Source organism: Rhodococcus sp. O3, from assembly GCF_048897285.1.
Lineage (GTDB): Bacteria > Actinomycetota > Actinomycetes > Mycobacteriales > Mycobacteriaceae > Rhodococcus.
This window is the reverse complement of the sequence record NZ_JBMBTE010000042.1, coordinates 1-19,251: the sequence shown is the minus strand read 5'-3', so window position 1 is coordinate 19,251 and position 19,251 is coordinate 1. Positions and strand designations below refer to the sequence as shown.

Sequence of the window (19,251 nt, the reverse complement as noted above, 5' to 3'; positions counted from 1 at the left end):
ACATCCTACATCCCATGTCCGATTGTACGATCTGTTTCGCGTCGTCGTGGGAGGATCGGGAAATGGTGGTCGTGAGACCGGAATCGGTGTACCAGCAGGCGCTGGAGTGGATGCGCACGCGCATCGAATCGGGCGACTGGCCCGTGGGCGACCGGATCCCCACCGAGGCGGAACTGGTGTCGATCCTCGGGGTCGGACGCAACACCGTCCGCGAAGCGGTCAAGTACCTCACCTCCACGGGCATGCTCGAGATCCGACGCGGTTACGGCACGTACGTCCGGGCCCGCAGCGAACTCGGCGGCCTGCTGAACCGCCGCGTCGAGGTCGCGGAGATCCTGCACGCGTTCGAGGTGCGCCGCGCGCTCGAACTCGAGGCGGTGCGGTTGGCGTGCGAACGCCGCACCGACGAGGACGTCGCGCAGTTGCGGGCGGCGCTGGCCGCGCGCGCCCGCTTCTGTGACGGCACCGACGAGGCCGGATATGCCTCGACGGACATCGCCTTCCATACCGCGGTGGTGCGGACCGCGCACAATCCCGTGCTCGAGGATCTGTTCGCGCTCCTGTCCGAGGTGATCCGCGCGACCTACGAGTTCACCCACGGTGCGTTCGATCCGGCGTCGAGCACCGAGGTGCACGATGAGGTGGTCGACGCGATCGAGGCCCGTGACGAGGTGCGGGCGCAGGCCGCGGCCCGCGGTTATCTGGATCCGATAGTCGGGGCTGTGCACGAATCCGCCGCGAGCGGGTACGGAGGCCGAGCCGACAATGTGCACGGAGGCCGAGCCGACAATGTGCACGGAGGCCGAGCCGACAATGTGCACCGGGGCCGGGCCGACGATGGGCACCGGGGCCGCGCGGACTAGGCCGGGTCCTCCCGGGGACCGGCACTGTCCTCGAGCGTCGCGGTGCCTTTCGGTGGCGCGGTCTCCTCGGGTGTCGCCGTCTCCTTCGGTGGTGCGCCGTCCTTGGGCATTGCCAGCGGCGCGACGATCGCCAGCAACAGCGCCGGTAGCACGAAGCTCGCGACCGGGGCCGCCGCGTACAGCGGGGTCAGCGCCATCGGCGTCGCGGCGCCGCCGCCGAACCGGAAGGCCTGCACGACCGAGACGGCGCCGCCGCGGTTGCGTCCCTCCCCGCCGAGCACCGCGGCGTTGACCCCGACCAGCACGCACTGCGAGGCGACGCCGGCGACGAACCAGGCGGCCGCGACCAGCCACAGTGTGGGTGCGATACCGATGACGATCACGAGCGCCGCCCCGGAGATCGAGCCGATCAGGACGGTCGTGGTCGCGCCGATGCGGTCGACGAGTACGCCGACGCGCCGTGCGCTGAGGATCCCGGCGATGCCGAATCCGGTGAGCAGGGCGCCGCGGGGGGCGGGGTCGAGTCCGAAGATGTCCTCGGCGCGGAAGGCCAGCAGGAAGCTCAGTCCGCCGAGGGCGCCCCATCCGAGCAGCGCGACGATGCCGATGCGCAGCACGCGTGGTCGCAGGGCATCGCGGAGCCGGGCGGGGGCGGCGTCCGGTGGGCGGCCGATCCCGCTGGGCAGGCCGATCACGGCGAGCACGAGGGCGGCTGCGGCGAGCACCAGGAAGGCCCACCGCCAGCCGACTTCCGCGGCGAGGCCGCCGACGAGCGGCGCGATGGTCTGGCCGGCGGCCTGCATGGCGCCGAACAGGCCGAGTGCGCGTCCGAGCTGGTCTTTCGGGGTGATCATCGCGAGCGCGGCGAGCAGCAGCGGGGTGGTGAAGGCGTTGGCGACGCCTTGCAGGACCCGGGTGCCGAGCAGCAGCGTCATGGTGGGTGCGAGCGCCGAGGCCAGTGCCGCGAGGGCGTACACGGCGTAGGCGGTGCGCACGGTCCGGACGCGGCCCCAGCGGGCGCCGAGGGTGCCGGAGACGAGCATCGCGAGGGCGAACGGGCCGAGGTAGGCGGTGATGGTGAGGGCGGCGTCGCCGGTGCTCACTCCGGTGTCGGCGCCGATCTCGGGCAGCATCGAGATGACGACACCGCCGCCGAAGGGTCCGAGGAACCCTCCGACGTACAGTGCCGCGCGCTGCAGGGTGGTGCGGGCGCTGCTCACTGGGACAGGCCGCCCGGTCCCCTCCGGCGCAGATACTTCTCGAATTCGGCGGCGATGGCGTCGCCGTCGATGGTGGAGATGCTGTCGTCGAGGTCGGTTTCGGCGTCGCCGCGTTCTTCGAGGGTGCGGACGTATTCGGTGATGTCCTCGTCGTCCTCGGTCATCTCGGTGACGGTCTGTTCCCATTCCTCGGCGAGGGTGGGCAGTTCGCCGAGGGGGACCTCGATGTCGAGGACGTCTTCGACGCGGCGCAGCAGCGCGACGGTGGCCTTGGGGTTCGGGGGCTGGGACACGTAGTGCGGGACCGCCGCCCAGAACGACACGGCGGGGATGCCCCGGCGGACGCAGGCGTCCTGCAGGACCCCGGTGATGCCGGTGGGGCCTTCGTAGCGGGATTTCTCGAGGTTGAACTTCTTGGCGGCCTCGGCGCTGTAGGCGGTGCCGGTGACCGGGACGGGCCGGGTGTGCGGGGTGTCGGCGAGCAGGGCACCGAGGATGACGACGGTGTGGGCGCCGATTTCCTCGACGAGTTCGAGGATCGCGTCGCAGAAGCTGCGCCAGCGCATGTTGGGTTCGATGCCGCGCAGCAGCACGACGTCGCGGTCGCTGCCGGGCGGCGAGCACACGGACAGGCGGGTGGCCGGCCAGTCGATCTCGCGGGTGACGCCGTCGACGAGGCGCACCTGCGGCCGGTTGACCTGGTAGTCGTAGAACTCTTCGGAGTCGAGTTCGGCGAACGGTTCGGCGTCCCAGATCAGCTCGAGGTGTTCGACGGCGCCGCTGGCGGCGTCGCCGGCATCGTTCCACCCTTCGAACGCGGCGATGAGCACCGGGTTGCGCAGGACGGGGACGTCCGTTTCCGTGCCGTCGGCGGATTGACTTTCGCTCACCTGTCCAGCCTACGGCCAGCGGCCGATGGGGCGCCCACTAGTCTGGTGGCCATGTCCACCCCATTGCACTCTGCCTTGCTCGATGCGCTGTCGCGGCGCGTTGTCGTCGGAGACGGGGCGATGGGCACCATGTTGCAGGCCGCGGATCTGTCGCTGGACGACTTCCGTGGCCTCGAGGGGTGCAACGAGATTCTCAACGACTCCCGGCCGGATGTGATCCGCGGTATCCACCGCGCGTACTTCGAGGCCGGCGCGGACGCCGTCTCCACGAACACCTTCGGCTGCAACCTGCCCAATCTCGCCGACTACGACATCGCCGACCGTATCCGTGACCTGTCCGAACGTGGGACCCGCCTGGCCCGGGAGGTGGCCGACGAGATGGGTCCGGGCCCCGACGGCATGGGCCGGTTCGTGCTCGGTTCGATGGGTCCGGGCACCAAGCTGCCGACCTTGGGGCATGCGCCGTTCGACGCGTTGCGCGATGCCTATCTGGAGGCCGCGCTCGGCATGATCGACGGTGGGGCCGACGCGATCCTCGTCGAGACCTGCCAGGACCTGCTGCAGGCGAAGGCGGCGATCATCGGCAGCCGCCGCGCGATGGAGCGTGCCGGCCGACGGGTGCCGATCATCACGCACGTGACGATGGAGACGACCGGCACGATGCTGCTGGGGTCGGAGATCGGGGCGGCCCTGAACGCGCTCGCGCCGCTGGGCATCGACCTGATCGGGTTGAACTGTGCGACGGGTCCGGCGGAGATGACCGAGCACCTGCGGTATCTGTCGCAGCATTCCGAGGTGCCGGTGTCGGTGATGCCGAACGCGGGTCTGCCGGTGCTGGGCGCGAACGGTGCCGAGTACCCGTTGTCGCCGGAGGAGCTGGCCGAGGCGTTGACCGGGTTCGTCACCGACTACGGGTTGTCGCTGGTCGGCGGCTGCTGCGGGACGACGCCCGAGCACATCCGGCAGGTCGCGGAAGCGGTGCGGGAGCTGACACCGGCCGAGCGCCGGCCGGAGTCCGAGCCGGGGGTGTCGTCGCTGTATGCGGCGGTGCCGTTCGAGCAGGACGCGTCGATCCTGATGATCGGTGAGCGCACCAACACGAACGGGTCGAAGGCGTTCCGGGAGGCGATGCTGGCGGCCGACTACGAGAAGTGCCTGGACATCGCGAAGGATCAGATCCGCGATGGCGCGCACATGCTGGACCTGAACGTCGACTACGTCGGCCGGGACGGGGCGGCGGACATGGCGCAGCTGGCGTCGCGGTTCGCGACGGCGTCGACGCTGCCGATCATGATCGACTCGACGGAGCCGGATGTGATCAAGGCAGGTCTCGAGCATCTCGGCGGCCGCTGCGCGGTGAACTCGGTGAACTACGAGGATGGGGACGGCCCCGGGTCGCGGTTCCAGCGGATCATGGAGCACGTCGTCGAGCACGGTGCCGCGGTGGTGGCGCTGACCATCGACGAGGAGGGGCAGGCGCGTACCGCCGAACACAAGGTGCGGATCGCCGAGCGGTTGATCACCGACCTGACGGAGAACTGGGGGCTCGCGCAGGAGGACATCATCGTCGATGCGCTGACGTTCCCGATCTCGACCGGTCAGGAGGAGGTGCGCCGCGACGGCGTCGAGACCATCGAGGCGATCCGGGAGATCCACCGCCGCTACCCGCAGGTGCATTTCACGCTCGGCATCTCGAACGTGTCGTTCGGGTTGAACCCGGCGGCCCGGCAGGTGCTGAACTCGGTGTTCCTGCACGAGTGCACCGAGGCGGGGTTGGACACCGCGATCGTGCACGCGTCGAAGATCCTGCCGATGGCGCGGATCCCGGAGGAGCAGCGGCAGGTCGCGCTGGATCTGGTGTACGACCGGCGCAGCGAGGGCTACGACCCGCTGCAGAAGCTGATGGAGCTGTTCGAGGGGGTGTCGGCGGCGTCGGCGCGGGAATCCCGCGCGCAGGAGCTGGCGGCGCTGCCGTTGTTCGAGCGGCTCGAGCGGCGCATCGTCGACGGCGAACGCAACGGTCTCGAGGCGGACCTGGATGCGGCGATGACCGAGGTGCCGCCGCTGGCGATCATCAACGACACGCTGCTGGCGGGGATGAAGACGGTCGGTGAGCTGTTCGGGTCCGGGCAGATGCAGTTGCCGTTCGTGCTGCAGTCCGCCGAGGTGATGAAGGCGGCGGTGGCGTATCTCGAGCCGCACATGGAGTCGACCGGCGACGACGGCAAGGGCCGGATCGTGCTGGCGACCGTGAAGGGCGATGTGCACGACATCGGCAAGAACCTGGTGGACATCATCCTGTCCAACAACGGCTACGAGGTCGTCAACCTCGGCATCAAGCAGCCGATCGCGACGATCCTCGACGCCGCGATCGACAAGCGCGCCGATGTGATCGGCATGTCCGGGCTGCTGGTGAAGTCGACCGTGGTGATGAAGGAGAACCTCGAGGAACTCAACGCCCGCGGGGTGGCGGAGCAGTTCCCGGTGCTGCTCGGTGGCGCCGCGCTGACCCGCGGATACGTCGAGGACGATCTGGCGGAGATCTACCAGGGCGAGGTGTCGTACGCGCGGGACGCGTTCGAGGGGTTGGCGTTGATGGACCGCATCATGGCCGTCAAGCGTGGGGAGGGCCCGGCGCCGGACAGCCCGGAGGCGATCGCCGCGCGGGAGAAGGCCGCCGAACGCAAGGCCCGGCACGAACGCAGCAAGCGGATCGCGGAGAAGCGCAAGGCCGCGGAGACCCCGGCGGAGATCCCCGCGCGCAGCGATGTCGCGGCGGATCTGCCGGTGCCGACGCCGCCGTTCTGGGGCAGCCGCGTCGTCAAGGGCATCGCGGTCGCCGACTATGCGGGTTTGATCGACGAGCGGGCGTTGTTCCTGGGGCAGTGGGGGTTGCGAGGGCAGCGCGGCGGCGACGGCCCGACCTACGAGGAACTCGTCGAGACCGACGGCCGGCCGCGGTTGCGGTACTGGCTGGACCGGTTGTCGACCGAGGGCATTCTGGCGCACGCCGCGGTGGTGTACGGGTATTTCCCGGCGGTGTCCGAGGGCGACGACGTGGTGGTGCTGACCGAGCCGCGGCCGGACGCGCCGGAGCGCTACCGGTTCACGTTCCCGCGCCAGCAGCGGCCCCGGTTCTTGTGCATCGCCGATTTCCTGCGGTCGCGGGAGGAGGCGCAGCGCACCGGGCAGGTCGACGTGTGGCCGTTCCAGCTGGTGACGATGGGTCAGCCGATCGCGGATTTCGCGAACGAGTTGTTCGCCGCGAACGCCTACCGCGACTACCTGGAGGTGCACGGCCTGGGGGTGCAGTTGACCGAGGCGCTGGCCGAGTACTGGCACCGGCGGGTACGTCAGGAGCTGGCGTTCGCCGGGGGCGGGACCGCCGCCGACGAGGATCCGGCCGAGGTGGCGGACTACTTCAAGCTGGCCTACCGGGGGGCGCGGTTCGCCTTCGGGTACGGGGCGTGCCCGAATCTGGAGGATCGCATCAAGCTGGTCGAACTGCTCGAGGCGGAGCGGATCGGGGTGGAGCTGTCGGAGGAGTTGCAGTTGCATCCCGAGCAGTCCACCGACGCGTTCGTCCTGCACCACCCGGAGGCCAAGTACTTCAATGTCTGAGCTGATCGATTCCGTCCTCGGCACATCGGCCCAGTCCGGTGCGCTGCGGGCGGTGCTGTGGGACATGGACGGCACGCTGCTCGAGTCGGAACAGTTGTGGGACATCGGGATGCGCGAGTTGTCGCTGCATCTCGGTGGCCCGATGTCGGAGGAGACCCGGATCGCGACGATCGGCGGGCCGCTGGATCTGTCGGTGTGGCGCACCTTCGACGGTCTCGGGCTCGCTCCGACCCCGGACGAGCAGACCGCCGCGGAGGATTGGCTCAACGCGTTCATGGCGGAGCTGTTCGCGCAGGGGCTGCCGTGGCGTCCCGGGGCGCGGGCCGCGTTGGGTGCGGTCCGCGAGGCCGGGCTCGGGCAGGCGCTGGTGACCAACACCGGCCGCCGGTTGTGCGATGTGGCGCTCGAGACCCTCGACCGCACCCATTTCGATCACACGGTGTGCGGGGACGAGGTGCCGGCGGGCAAGCCGGATCCGGCGCCGTACCTGCGGGCCGCGGAACTGCTGGGGCTCGATCCGGCGCAGTGCCTGGCGGTGGAGGATTCCCCGACCGGGGCGGCCGCGGCCGACGCCGCGGGCTGCACGGTGCTGGTGGTGCCGTCGCTGACGACGGTGCCGGGCTCGCCGCGGCGGGTGTTCCGGTCCACCCTGGAGGGGTTGACGGTGAACGACCTGCGGGAACTGCACGCCTCCGGGGAGCGCTGAGCATGGCCGTCCCGAAGATCGTGCTGTTCTACAAGTTCACGCCGCTGCCCGATCCGGAGGCGATCCGGTTGTGGCAGCACACCCTCGCGTCGGCGCACAACCTGACCGGGCGCATCCTGATCTCCGAGCACGGCATCAACGGCACCGTCGGCGGGGACATCGCCGATGTGAAGAAGTACGTGCGGGGGCTGCGCAGCTATCCGGCGTTCAAGGAGACCGACGTGAAGTGGTCGGACGGCACCGGCACCGATTTTCCGCGGTTGTCGGTGAAGGTGCGTCCCGAGATCGTCACCTTCGGGGTGCCGGACGAGGTGAAGGTCGACGAGGACGGCGTCGTCGGCGGCGGTGAGCACCTGTCGCCACTGGCCCTGCACGCGTTGATGTCCGAGCGCGGCGACGACGTGGTGTTCTTCGACGGCCGCAACCGGTTCGAGGCGGAGATCGGCCGGTTCCGGGATGCGATCGTGCCGGACGTGGCCACCACCCGCGATTTCGTCGCCGAACTCGACAGCGGCCGCTACGACCACCTCAAGTCGAAGCCCGTGGTCACCTACTGCACCGGTGGGGTGCGCTGCGAGGTGCTGTCGGCGTTGATGCGCAACCGCGGTTTCGCCGAGGTGTATCAGCTCGACGGCGGCATCGTCCGCTACGGCGAAACGTTCGGGGACGGCGGCCTGTGGGAGGGCTCGCTGTATGTGTTCGACGGGCGCATGAACGTCGAGTTCTCCGACGAGGCGGTGACCTTGGGGCGGTGCTCGCTGTGCGACGCGCCGACCTCGCGGTACCGCAACCATCCGGACGTCAACGGGCGGGCGCAGACGCTGGTGTGCGGGGACTGCGTGCCCGACCCGGTCGGTTCCTGACCGTGCCGGCCGCGCCGCTGCCGATCCGGGACGGGCTCGGCCCGGACCGGGTGCGGATGCCCGCCGGGGCCGCCGCGCGCACCGTCGTCGAATACCTGCATGCCGCGCATCCCGGGGAGGACTGGTCCGGGCGCATCGCGGCCGGGGAGCTGGTCGACGAGCACGGCCGCGCCGTGGACGTGCACACCCGCTATCAGCCGACCCGGTTCGTGTACTTCTACCGGGAGCCGCCGCCGGAGGTGCCGGTGCCGTTCGCGGTGGACGTGCTGTATCGGGACGCGGGCCTGGTGGTGGTCGACAAGCCGCATTTCCTGGCGACGATCCCGCGGGGTGCGCACATCCGGGAGACGGTGGTGGTGCGGCTGCGCCGGGACCTGGGGTTGCCGGATCTGGTGCCGGTGCACCGGCTGGACCGGATGACCGCGGGCGTGCTGTTGTGCACCACGGACCCGGCGTTGCGCCGCCCCTATCAGGAGTTGTTCGAGCGGCAGCGGGTCCGCAAGGTGTACGAGGCGATCGCCCCGTACCGGCCCGAGGTGCAGTTCCCGCGGGTGGTGCGCAGCCGCATCCGGAAGCGGCACGGGGAGCTCACCGCCGTCGAGGTGCTGGGGGAGCCGAACGCCGAGACCCGCATCGACCTGGTCGAGCGGGCCGGGGACCGGGCCCGGTACCGGCTGTTTCCGCGCACCGGCCGCACCCACCAGTTGCGGCTGCACCTGAATTCGCTGGGGGCGCCGATCGTGGGGGACAACTTCTATCCGCAGTTCCGGCGCCGCGCGCCCGACGATTTCACCGATCCGCTGCGGCTGCTCGCGCGCACCCTCGAGTTCGACGATCCGCTGACCGGGCGGCCGCGGCGTTTCGACAGTCGCCGGGTGCTGGAATTCTGACGGGGGACGCCGCGCGCAGGGCATCGGGCCGGTCATGAAACAATGGGCTCCCGTGAAGACCTTCGAATCCCTGTTCGCCGAGCTGTCCGAGCGTGCCGTGACCCGTCCCGAGGGGTCCGGCACCGTTGCCGCCCTGGACGCCGGCGTCCATGCGCAGGGCAAGAAGGTGATCGAGGAGGCCGGCGAGGTGTGGATCGCCGCCGAGTACCAGAGCGACGAGGAGTTGGCCGAGGAGATCTCGCAGCTTCTGTACTGGGTGCAGGTGCTGATGGTGGGGCGCGGTCTGAAGCTCGAGGACGTCTACAAGCATCTGTGATCGTCGATCGATCCCAGTCTGTTTGCCCGAACCGTCCCGCCCCCGTTTGTCGCTGTTCCCCCAGAGAGGCCGAGTCCCGAATGCTGCGCGTCGCCGTTCCCAACAAGGGTTCCCTGTCCGAGTCCGCCGCCGAGATCCTCAGTGAGGCCGGGTACCGGCGTCGCACCGATTCGCGGGATCTGACGGTGCTCGACCCGGTCAACGAGGTCGAGTTCTTCTTCCTGCGTCCGAAGGACATCGCCATCTATGTCGGCTCCGGGGAGCTGGATCTGGGGATCACCGGCCGGGATCTGGCCGGGGATTCCGGTGCGCCGGTGACCGAGCGGTTGTCGCTGGGGTTCGGCCGGTCCTCGTTCCGGTATGCGGCGCCGAAGGGCCGGGACTGGAAGGTGGAGGATCTGGCGGGGCTGCGGATCGCCACGTCGTACCCGAATCTGGTGCGTAAGGATCTCGCGGCGCGGGGGATCGAGGCGACGGTGATCCGGCTCGACGGTGCGGTGGAGATCTCGATCCAGCTCGGTGTCGCCGATGCGATCGCCGATGTGGTCGGGTCGGGTCGCACGCTGCGCCAGCACGAGCTGGTGGCGTTCGGGGAGTCGCTGTGCGAATCCGAGGGCGTGCTGATCGAGCGGGAGGGGTCGAACCGGGACGATGCGGCCCGCAACCAGCTGATCGCCCGGATCGAGGGTGTGGTGTTCGCACAGCAGTACGTGATGCTCGACTACGACTGCCCGAAGCACCTGCTGGACGAGGCGGTGAAGGTGACGCCGGGTCTGGAGTCGCCGACGATCTCGCCGCTGGCGAACGATCATTCGGTGGCGGTGCGGGCGATGGTGCCGCGCAAGGGCCACAACGCGGTGATGGATCGCCTCGCCGAGATCGGGGCCCGCGCGATCCTGGCCTCGGACATCCGCTCGTGCCGGGCGATGCGCGGCGTGGACTGATCCCGCCTGCGCCTGTAGACGTATGCCGCGGCGCCGTCCCCGTTCGGGGGCGGCGCCGCGGCGTTCCATCGAGGGTCGGGCAGGGTCGGCGGGCGCAGCTCAGCGGGCGCGGACCTGCACGTTCTGCACGATGCGGCCGAGGGGGCCGTGCTCGTCGTGCAGGGAGCCGGCGGTCATGCCGACTCCGTCGGGGCCGTAGGAGGTTTCGGCGCGGATGCCGGTCCAGTCGCCGGTGGGGGCGCGGAACAGGTGCACGGTCAGTTCGGTGTTGAGGAACAGCCACTTGCCGGGATGCAGCTTCGAGCCGACCCCGTTGGCGACGTCGGCGACGCTGAACAGCTTCTCGAGCCCGGTGGGTTCCTCGCCTTCGACCAGGGCGGTGTCGGTGCGCAGCCACGCCGAGGCGGGGCCGGGCCGGCCGAGCGGGGTGAGCAGCCGCCAGTCGAGGGTCTCGACGTAGCCGTGGTGCCAGAAGTCGCCGTCCGGTTCGGCGGGGGTGGCCTCGGACACCGGGGGCAGCGGTTCGTCGGCGGCGTTCGCGACCTCGGGCAGGTCGACGGTTTCCAGGCGCCACGCGGAGCCGCGCGCCACGGCACGGTGTGTGCCGTCGGGTCCGGCGGCCCACAGTTCGGCGACGACGAGTTCGATCTTGCGGCCGGGGCGTTCGATCCAGGAGCGGACCTCGAGGTCGGTGAGCGGGACGGGTCCGAGCAGGTCGACGGTGATGCGGGTCAGGCGGGTGCCGGGGCGGGCTTCGCACCGGTCGAGGGCGCGGGCGAGCAGCGCCGACGGGGGCGCACCGTGCTGCAGGGTGGTGCCCCATGTGCTGACGGTGCGGTCGGTGGGGCGGAACCACTCGATGTGGACTGCGCTGTCGGTGGTGCCGGCCGGGCCGGTCGTCGGCACGTAGTAGGCCGCGTCGCTCACTTCGGTTCTCTCCTCGGGACTTCGCGGCGGCCGGGGGTGAACCGCCGTCCGACGATGATGACACCGAGTGCCGGATCCGGGCGGCGGCGGGTGGGGTGTGTGCAGCGACGGGAGCGGGACCTGGCAGGCTGTGGGACGGTCCGGCGCAGGGTCAGGGCCGATTCGACAGGCGAGCAGACGAGGGTGGACACGGCGATGGCAGCAGGCGGACTCGGGCGTAGCGGACCGTTCCAGGTCGGTGATCGCGTGCAGTTGACCGACGCCAAGGGCCGCAAGTACACCGTGGTGCTCGAGCCGGGCAAGGAGTTCCACACCCATCGCGGCGGGATCCTGCACGACGATCTGATCGGCACCGACGAGGGCGTGGTGGTGACCTCCACCAACGGCACCCCGTACCTGGCGTTGCGGCCGCTGCTGGTGGACTACGTGATGTCGATGCCGCGCGGGGCACAGGTGATCTACCCGAAGGACGCCGCGCAGATCGTGCAGGAGGGCGACATCTTCCCGGGGGCGACGGTGCTCGAGGCGGGTGCCGGGTCCGGGGCGTTGACGTGTTCGCTGCTGCGGGCGGTCGGGTCGACCGGCCGGGTGATCTCGTACGAAGTGCGCGAGGACCATCTCGAGCACGCCGAGCGGAACGTGACCACATTCTTCGGGGAGCGCCCGGAGAACTGGACGACGCAGCTGGCGGATCTGGCGGACTACGACGTGGAGACCCACGGGCGGGTCGATCGGGTGGTGCTGGACATGCTGGCGCCGTGGGATGTGCTCGAGACGGTGAAGAAGGCGCTGGTGCCCGGTGGGGTGCTCATCGTCTATGTGGCGACGACGACGCAGCTGTCGCGGGTGGTGGAGGCGCTGCGGGAGCAGACGTGCTGGACCGAGCCGCGGTCGTGGGAGTCGATGGTGCGCGGCTGGCATGTGGTGGGTTTGGCGGTGCGTCCGGAGCATCGGATGCAGGGGCACACCGCGTTCCTGGTCAGTGCCCGCCGGTTGCAGGACGGGGTGGAGACCCCGAAGCCGCAGCGCCGCCCGAGCAAGGGCTGACAGTCACACGGCCCGGCCTCGCCGGGGTGCCGTGGCTCGGTGCGTGCCGGGCCACGGCGTAGCCGGGCTCAGCTGCAGGGCAGGCGGCCCATGTCGAAGATCGAGCAGACGCTGTCGTCGGCGATGACCCACTGGCCGTCGACCTGTTCGAAGGTCAGCGGCATGGGGGCGCCGCCGTGCGGGCCGGCGACCTCGGTGGTGGCGGTGACGGTGTCCTCGTCGACGGCGGTGACCTCGCCGACGGTGCCGGTGAGCGGGTAGCCGACGAGCACCCCGTTGAACTGCTCGAGCACGGCGGTGCGGTCGGCGCCGTGCTCGACGACGGCGGCCTTGGCGTCGACCGGGGCGGCCGGGTCGAAGAAGGTGTTCAGCTGCTGCTGCAGGACCTCGGCGGTGACCGGGGCCTCCGCGGCCGCGGCGGACGTGGTCGTCGTGGTGGCGGCCGAGGTGGTGGTCTCGGCGGCGGAGTCGTCGTCGCTGCTGCTGCACGCGGTGAGGGCGGTGAGCGCGGCGGCGGTCGCGGCGACGGCGGCGAGCTTGCGGATGGTCACGGAGGACACCTTTCGTGTGAACCGTCGGAACAGAAACTGAAGATAGGCAAGGCTAACATCGTGGCCGCGGGGGGTTCCGGCACCGGTGGTGTGAGTGCGGCGACACATGTTCGGAACACGCCTGTTTCGTGTCCCCCCGCACATCGGCCCGACTGCCGGTAGCGTGGAAACACCCACAGTGGAGGGAGTCGCACATGTCAGAGAACCCGGATTCGGTTGCCGCCCGTGAGATCGACGAACTGCGAACCGAGGTCGCCGCGTTGCGACGCCGGCTCGCCGAGCCGTCCGACCAGGTACGCGACCTCGAGGCACGCCTCGACTCCCTGACGGTCCGCAACGGCAAGTTGATGGAAACGCTCAAGGAGGCCCGCCAACAGCTGATCACCCTCCGGGAGGAGGTGGACCGGCTCGGGCAGCCACCGAGCGGATACGGGGTGCTGCTGAGCACCTTCGAGGACCAGACCGTGGACGTGTTCACGTCGGGCCGCAAGATGCGGGTGGCGGTGTCACCGAATCTCGACACCGCGGATTTCGAACCCGGACAGTCGGTGCGGCTGAACGAGGCGCTCACCGTCGTCGAGGTCGGCGGTTTCGAACGCGTCGGGGAGATCACCGCGCTGCGGGAACTGCTCGACGACGGCACCCGCGCCCTGGTCGTCGGGCACGCCGACGAGGAACGCGTGGTGTGGTTGGCAGCGCCGCTCGCCGCCGCCGCCGCGCGCACCCTGGAGCCGGGGAACGCGGACCTCGCCGACACCGAGGACAATTTCAAGCTGCGCCCCGGCGATTCGCTGCTGGTCGACAGCAAGGCCGGGTACGCGTTCGAACGCATCCCGAAGGCGGAGGTCGAGGACCTCGTCCTCGAGGAGGTGCCGGACGTCGACTACAGCGACATCGGTGGCCTGGGCCGGCAGATCGAGCAGATCCGCGACGCGGTGGAGCTGCCGTTCCTGCACAAGGACCTGTTCCGCGAGTACGCGCTGCGTCCCCCCAAGGGTGTGCTGCTGTACGGGCCGCCCGGCTGCGGCAAGACGCTGATCGCCAAGGCGGTCGCCAATTCGTTGGCGAAGAAGATCGCCGAGGCCCGCGGCGAGGATTCGAAGGAAGCCAAGTCGTACTTCCTCAACATCAAGGGCCCGGAGCTGCTGAACAAGTTCGTCGGTGAGACCGAACGGCACATCCGGATGATCTTCCAGCGGGCCCGGGAGAAGGCGTCCGAGGGCACCCCGGTGATCGTGTTCTTCGACGAGATGGACTCGATCTTCCGGACCCGCGGGTCGGGCGTGTCCTCCGATGTGGAAACCACCGTGGTGCCGCAGCTGCTGTCGGAGATCGACGGTGTCGAGGGTCTCGAGAACGTCATCGTGATCGGCGCCTCCAACCGCGAGGACATGATCGATCCGGCGATCCTGCGGCCCGGCCGCCTGGACGTGAAGATCAAGATCGAACGTCCGGATGCGGAAGCGGCACTGGACATCTTCTCGAAGTACCTGACCGACGCGCTGCCGGTGCACGCCGACGATCTCGCCGAGTTCGGCGGCGACCGCGGCGCGTGCGTGCGGGCGATGATCGAGCGGGTCGTCGACCGGATGTACGCCGAGTCGGAGGAGAACCGGTTCCTGGAGGTCACCTACGCCAACGGCGACAAGGAGGTCCTGTACTTCAAGGACTTCAACTCCGGCGCGATGATCCAGAACATCGTCGACCGCGGCAAGAAGTACGCGATCAAGTCGGTGCTCGAGACCGGCGCCCCGGGCCTGCGGGTGCAGCATCTGCTCGATTCCATCGTCGACGAGTTCGCCGAGAACGAGGACCTGCCCAACACCACCAACCCGGACGACTGGGCCCGGATCTCCGGGAAGAAGGGGGAGCGGATCGTCTACATCCGCACCCTGGTCACCGGCAAGAACGCGAGCACCAGCCGGGCCATCGACACCGAGTCGAACACCGGCCAGTACCTGTAAACGGCGTGCGATGACGGGGTGGGCCGGGAGGGCGACTCCTGGCCCACCCCGTCACGCCTGCAGCAGGTTCGCGAGCAGCACCCGGGTATCCGGCACGAACGGCCACGCCGGGTTCCGCAGATGGGCGCGCAGCTCGTCGAGGGTCCACCACCAGCCCGCGGCGATCTCGCTGTCCTGGTGCGTCACCTCCCCGCCCCAGCAGGTTTCGAACGCCCACAGGTGACAGCGCAGCGGATGGCCGCGCCAGCTGCCGTCCCACGAGGCCGTCGCGAGCGGCGTCAATTCCACCCCGGTCACGCCGAGTTCCTCGGCCAGCTCCCGCCGGGCCGCCTCGATCGGAGTTTCCCCGGCGTCGATCACCCCACCGGCGAGACAGTCGTGGTGCGCCGCGAACACCGTCTTGCCCGCGGAGCGGCGGTGCACGTAGACGCGGGTGCGGTCCGGGGAGCGCAGCAACACGCCGGCGCTGCCGTGCCACAGCCCCTGCGCGTACACCTGCGAGCGCGGGGCCTGCCCGGTGCAGCGGCCGGCGGCGTCGTACACGACGACGAGTTCGTCGGAGCCGCGCTCGAACCAGGGTGTCGCATCCATTGGGATCATGCTGCCACCCGGGCCCGGGCGGCGTAGCGTCGAGGCGGTGCGCCCGGCATACCGCCCGGAGGGAGTCCGCCGATGCCGCTGCCCACGACCCTGGCCCGATTCAACCGGGTCGTCACCAATCGCCTGGTGCGGCCGCTGGCGGCGCACCTGCCGTACATGGCGGTCGTCGAACACCGCGGCCGCCGCTCCGGCCGGCTCTACCGCACCCCGGTCAACGTCTTCGTCGACGGCGACCGGTACCGGTTCGCGCTGACCTACGGCACCGACGTGGACTGGCTGCGCAACGTGCGGGCCGCCGGCGGCTGCACCGTGATCACCCACGGCCGCGCCGTGCCGTTGACCGACCCGCGGCCGGGCCACGACCCGCACGCGGCGTGGGCACCGCCGCCGGTGCGGTGGGTGCTCACCACGATCGGGGCCCACGACTACCTGGACTGCACCGCCGCCGCCGGGTGATCGGGGCCGCCGCACTCCCGCCGCGGCGGTGATCACCTAGTCTCGATGCCATGCAGCGGATCATCGGTATCGAGGTCGAGTACGGGATCTCCTCACCCAACGAACCCACGGCTAACCCGATCCTGACCTCCACCCAGGCGGTGCTGGCGTATGCGGCGGCCGAGGGGGTGCCGCGCGCCAAGCGCACCCGCTGGGACTACGAGGTGGAATCGCCGCTGCGGGACGCCCGCGGATTCGACCTGGGCCGCTTCAACGGACCGGCGCCGATCATCGACGCCGACGAGGTCGGCGCCGCCAACATGATCCTCACCAACGGGGCGCGGCTGTACGTCGATCACGCGCATCCGGAGTATTCGGCGCCGGAGGTCGCGGACCCGCTGGACGCGGTGATCTGGGACAAGGCCGGCGAACGCGTGATGGAGGCCGCGGCGCGGCACGCGTCCAGCGTGCCGGGGGCGCCGCGGCTGCAGTTGTACAAGAACAACGTCGACGGCAAGGGCGCCTCCTACGGCACCCACGAGAACTACCTGATGTCGCGGGACACCCCGTTCTCGGCGGTGGTGGCGGGCCTGACCCCGTTCTTCGCGTCCCGGCAGGTGATCTGCGGGTCCGGCCGGGTCGGGATCGGGCAGTCCGGGGACGAGGCCGGGTTCCAGTTGTCGCAGCGCGCCGACTACATCGAGGTCGAGGTGGGACTCGAGACCACCCTCAAGCGCGGCATCATCAACACCCGCGACGAGCCGCACGCCGACGCCGACAAGTACCGGCGGCTGCACGTGATCATCGGCGACGCGAACCTGGCGGAGATGGCCACCTACCTGAAGGTGGGCAGCACCGCGCTGGTGCTGGACCTGATCGAGGCCGGCGTCGACCTGTCCGATCTGCAGCTGGCGCGGCCGGTGACCGCGGTGCACCACATCAGCCACGACCCGACGCTGCGCAAGACGGTGGCGCTGGTCGACGGGCGGGAGCTGACCGGGCTGGCGTTGCAGCGGATCTACCACGAGCGGGCCGCCGAGTTCCACGACGGCACCGAGGACAAGCGGGTCCTCGACATCCTCGACAAGTGGGCGATGGTGCTCGACCTGCTCGAACGCGACCCGATGGAATGCGCGGACCTGCTGGACTGGCCGGCGAAGCTGCGGCTGCTGGAGGGTTTCCGCAACCGGGAGGGGCTGGCGTGGTCCGCGCCGCGGCTGCACATGGTGGACCTGCAGTACTCCGATGTGCGCCTCGACAAGGGCCTGTACAACCGGCTCGTGGCCCGCGGTTCGATGCAGCGGCTGGTCACCGAACAGCAGGTGCTCGACGCGGTGCACACCCCGCCGGCGGACACCCGGGCGTTCTTCCGCGGGGAGTGCCTGCGCCGCTTCGGCGCGGACATCGCCGCCGCCAGCTGGGATTCGGTGATCTTCGATCTCGGCGGGGAATCGCTGGTGCGGATCCCGACGCTCGAACCGCTGCGCGGCAGCCGCGCGCACGTCGGTGCGTTGCTCGAGTCGGTGGAGTCGGCGGCCGAGCTGGTGGACCAGTTGACGCACTGACCGGAGGGTGCGTGCGCGCCGACACACGGGCGCGCCGCACCCACAAGTCGCACTCGGTACCGGGTCGGCTCGGTAGGGTGGAGTTCTGAGCAGGATGGTGGCCCGTCCGGTCGTCGACCGGAGCCGGACACCACAGTGATCGAGGAGGTCGCGGCTATGGCGCAGGAGCAGACCACACGCGGCGGTGGTGGCGACGACGACGAAGTCGTCGGCGACGGTGGTGCCGGTCAGGAACGGCGCGAGAAGCTGGCGTCGGAAACCGACGATCTTCTCGACGAGATCGACGACGTGCTCGAGGAGAACGCCGAGGACTTCGTGCGGGCCTACGTGCAGAAGGGCGGCCAGTGACAACGGATCGTTCCTCCCTTCCCTATCGCGAGGTGCAGCCCCGGCTGCACCTCGCGTCTGAGATGTCGTCGTTCACCGAGCACCTGCGGATGCACGCCCCGGAGTTGCTGCCGGAGAACCGGTTCGGCGGTCAGCTCGGGACGCTCGGCGAGATCGCCCCGCACGGCACGACGATCGTGGCGGTGACCTTCGACGGTGGGGTGCTGCTCGCCGGTGACCGGCGCGCCACGATGGGCAGCCTCATCGCGAGCCGCGACGTGGACAAGGTGCACATCACCGACGACTACTCCGCGGCCGGCATCGCCGGAACCGCGGGCCTGGCCGTGGAGATGGTGCGGCTGTTCGCGGTCGAGCTCGAGCACTACGAGAAGATCGAGGGTGTGCCGTTGACGTTCGACGGCAAGGCGAACCGGCTCTCCTCGATGGTGCGCGGCAACCTCGGCGCGGCCATGCAGGGCCTGGCCGTGGTGCCGCTGCTGGTCGGGTTCGATCTCGACGCCATCGATTCGCGCCGCGCCGGTCGCATCGTCTCGTACGACGTGGTCGGCGGCCGGTACGACGAACGCGCCGGCTATCACGCCGTCGGATCCGGGTCGTTGTTCGCCAAGTCGTCGCTGAAGAAGCTGTTCCGGGCGGACGCGGACGAGCAGTACGCGCTGCGCACCGCGGTGGAGGCGCTGTACGACGCGGCCGACGACGACAGCGGCACCGGCGGCCCCGACACCACCCGCGGCATCTATCCGACCGCCGCGGTGATCACCGCGTCCGGGGCGACGATGGTGCCCGAGGCGACGTTGTCCGAACTGGCCCGCGCGATCGTGGCCGACCGCACCGCAGGAGGTGGGCAGTGACGCTTCCGTACTATGCGTCCGCCGAGCAGATCATGCGCGATCGCTCGGAGTTGGCACGCAAGGGCATCGGCCGCGGCCGCAGCGTGATCGCCCTGATCTACGCGGACGGGGTGCTGTTCGTCGCGGAGAACCCGTCGAAGGCGCTGCACAAGATCAGCGAACTGTACGACCGGGTGGGTTTCGCGGCGGTCGGCAAGTACAACGAGTTCGAGAGCCTGCGCCGCTCCGGGATCATGCACGCGGACATGCGCGGCTACGCGTACGACCGGCGGGACGTGACGGGCCGGTCGCTGGCGAACGCATTCGCCTCCACCCTCGGGTCGATCTTCACCGACCAGCCCAAGCCGTACGAGGTGGAGATCTGCGTCGCCGAGGTGGGCCGGTCCGACACCGAGGACGCGCCGCAGCTGTATCGGATCACCTACGACGGGTCGATCGTCGACGAACCGCAGTTCGTGGTGATGGGCGGCACCACCGAGCCGATCGCGACCGCGCTGCGCGAGGCCTATCGGCCCGGTCTCGAGCTCGATGCCGCGGTCGCGGTGGCGGTGACGGCGCTGCAGCGCGGCACCGGATCGGAGGCGGCGCCGCGGACCCTGGGCATCGGGGAGCTCGAGGTCGCGGTGCTCGAGAAGCCCCGGCCGCGCCGC

19 protein-coding genes are annotated in these 19,251 nt (G+C 70.1%); 14 read left to right on the top strand and 5 right to left on the bottom strand.

The features are described from left to right. The first annotated feature begins 14 nt into the window (after positions 1-14). Complete coding sequence (locus ACN675_RS14035) at positions 15-863, top strand: FadR/GntR family transcriptional regulator (protein ID WP_420751421.1); 849 nt, start codon at positions 15-17, stop codon at positions 861-863. On the opposite strand, the gene ACN675_RS14030 is transcribed toward ACN675_RS14035, so the two are convergent. Both ACN675_RS14030 and ACN675_RS14025 read right to left on the bottom strand, forming a co-directional pair. Next, positions 860-2,083 carry an MFS transporter gene (locus tag ACN675_RS14030; RefSeq protein ID WP_420751420.1) on the bottom strand — a complete coding sequence of 408 codons (1,224 nt, stop codon included), beginning with the start codon at positions 2,081-2,083 and terminating at the stop codon, positions 860-862. The two genes, ACN675_RS14035 and ACN675_RS14030, sit on opposite strands and share 4 nt — an antisense overlap. After that, complete coding sequence (locus tag ACN675_RS14025; protein WP_420751419.1) at positions 2,080-2,973, bottom strand: PAC2 family protein; 894 nt, start codon at positions 2,971-2,973, stop codon at positions 2,080-2,082. The genes ACN675_RS14030 and ACN675_RS14025 overlap by 4 nt, the downstream gene beginning before the upstream one ends. Before the next feature lie 51 nt (positions 2,974-3,024). On the opposite strand from ACN675_RS14025, the gene metH reads away from it, so the two are divergent. The 6 genes from metH (at position 3,025) to hisG (ending at position 10,313) form a co-directional block, all read left to right on the top strand. Then, complete coding sequence (gene metH / locus ACN675_RS14020; RefSeq protein ID WP_420751418.1) at positions 3,025-6,594, top strand: methionine synthase; 3,570 nt, start codon at positions 3,025-3,027, stop codon at positions 6,592-6,594. After that, positions 6,587-7,300, top strand: a complete 714-nt coding sequence (locus tag ACN675_RS14015; protein WP_420751417.1) for an HAD family hydrolase — start codon at positions 6,587-6,589, stop codon at positions 7,298-7,300. Before metH ends, ACN675_RS14015 begins: the two co-directional genes overlap by 8 nt. A 2-nt stretch (positions 7,301-7,302) precedes the next feature. After that, positions 7,303-8,163: a rhodanese-related sulfurtransferase gene (locus ACN675_RS14010; protein WP_420751416.1), complete on the top strand. Its 861-nt coding sequence runs from the start codon at positions 7,303-7,305 to the stop codon at positions 8,161-8,163. A 2-nt stretch (positions 8,164-8,165) separates the two neighbouring features. Next, entirely contained in the window at positions 8,166-9,053 is an 888-nt protein-coding gene (locus ACN675_RS14005; RefSeq protein ID WP_420751415.1) for a pseudouridine synthase, read from the top strand. Between the two features lie 34 nt (positions 9,054-9,087). Beyond that, a complete protein-coding gene (locus ACN675_RS14000; protein WP_197250468.1) occupies positions 9,088-9,369 on the top strand; it encodes a phosphoribosyl-ATP diphosphatase in 282 nt (93 codons plus the stop codon). An 80-nt stretch (positions 9,370-9,449) separates the two neighbouring features. Continuing rightward, complete coding sequence (gene hisG / locus ACN675_RS13995; RefSeq protein ID WP_420751414.1) at positions 9,450-10,313, top strand: ATP phosphoribosyltransferase; 864 nt, start codon at positions 9,450-9,452, stop codon at positions 10,311-10,313. A 99-nt stretch (positions 10,314-10,412) separates the two neighbouring features. Here hisG and ACN675_RS13990 read toward each other — a convergent pair whose 3' ends face one another. Then, complete coding sequence (locus ACN675_RS13990; protein ID WP_420751413.1) at positions 10,413-11,240, bottom strand: thioesterase family protein; 828 nt, start codon at positions 11,238-11,240, stop codon at positions 10,413-10,415. Positions 11,241-11,435: 195 nt separating this feature from the next. On the opposite strand from ACN675_RS13990, the gene ACN675_RS13985 reads away from it, so the two are divergent. Further along, positions 11,436-12,287 (top strand): tRNA (adenine-N1)-methyltransferase, encoded by an 852-nt coding sequence (locus ACN675_RS13985; RefSeq protein ID WP_248676274.1) that lies wholly within the window; start codon positions 11,436-11,438, stop codon positions 12,285-12,287. 68 nt (positions 12,288-12,355) lie between these two features. Here ACN675_RS13985 and ACN675_RS13980 read toward each other — a convergent pair whose 3' ends face one another. Continuing rightward, positions 12,356-12,838 carry a nuclear transport factor 2 family protein gene (locus ACN675_RS13980; RefSeq protein ID WP_420751412.1) on the bottom strand — a complete coding sequence of 161 codons (483 nt, stop codon included), beginning with the start codon at positions 12,836-12,838 and terminating at the stop codon, positions 12,356-12,358. A 194-nt stretch (positions 12,839-13,032) separates the two neighbouring features. Between ACN675_RS13980 and arc the strand changes: the two genes are divergently transcribed. After that, entirely contained in the window at positions 13,033-14,802 is a 1,770-nt protein-coding gene (arc, locus tag ACN675_RS13975) for a proteasome ATPase (protein ID WP_420751411.1), read from the top strand. A gap of 51 nt (positions 14,803-14,853) precedes the next feature. Here the strand turns inward: arc and ACN675_RS13970 are convergent, their stop codons facing one another. Next, positions 14,854-15,393, bottom strand: a complete 540-nt coding sequence (locus tag ACN675_RS13970) for an NUDIX domain-containing protein (RefSeq protein ID WP_420751410.1) — start codon at positions 15,391-15,393, stop codon at positions 14,854-14,856. Positions 15,394-15,474: 81 nt separating this feature from the next. Between ACN675_RS13970 and ACN675_RS13965 the strand changes: the two genes are divergently transcribed. From ACN675_RS13965 to prcA, 5 genes are all read left to right on the top strand, one after another. Beyond that, entirely contained in the window at positions 15,475-15,858 is a 384-nt protein-coding gene (locus ACN675_RS13965; RefSeq protein WP_420751409.1) for a nitroreductase family deazaflavin-dependent oxidoreductase, read from the top strand. 50 nt (positions 15,859-15,908) lie between these two features. Continuing rightward, the gene (gene dop, locus ACN675_RS13960) at positions 15,909-17,402 is read left to right on the top strand and encodes a depupylase/deamidase Dop (RefSeq protein WP_248676276.1); all 1,494 of its coding nucleotides are present in this window, start codon (positions 15,909-15,911) and stop codon (positions 17,400-17,402) included. A 156-nt stretch (positions 17,403-17,558) separates the two neighbouring features. Further along, positions 17,559-17,750 carry a ubiquitin-like protein Pup gene (locus tag ACN675_RS13955; RefSeq protein WP_059384481.1) on the top strand — a complete coding sequence of 64 codons (192 nt, stop codon included), beginning with the start codon at positions 17,559-17,561 and terminating at the stop codon, positions 17,748-17,750. Beyond that, positions 17,747-18,601 (top strand): proteasome subunit beta, encoded by an 855-nt coding sequence (prcB, locus tag ACN675_RS13950; RefSeq protein WP_420751408.1) that lies wholly within the window; start codon positions 17,747-17,749, stop codon positions 18,599-18,601. Before ACN675_RS13955 ends, prcB begins: the two co-directional genes overlap by 4 nt. Beyond that, a partial coding sequence (gene prcA, locus ACN675_RS13945; protein ID WP_420751407.1) for a proteasome subunit alpha occupies positions 18,598-19,251 on the top strand: 654 nt, incomplete at its 3' end. The genes prcB and prcA, both read left to right, overlap by 4 nt.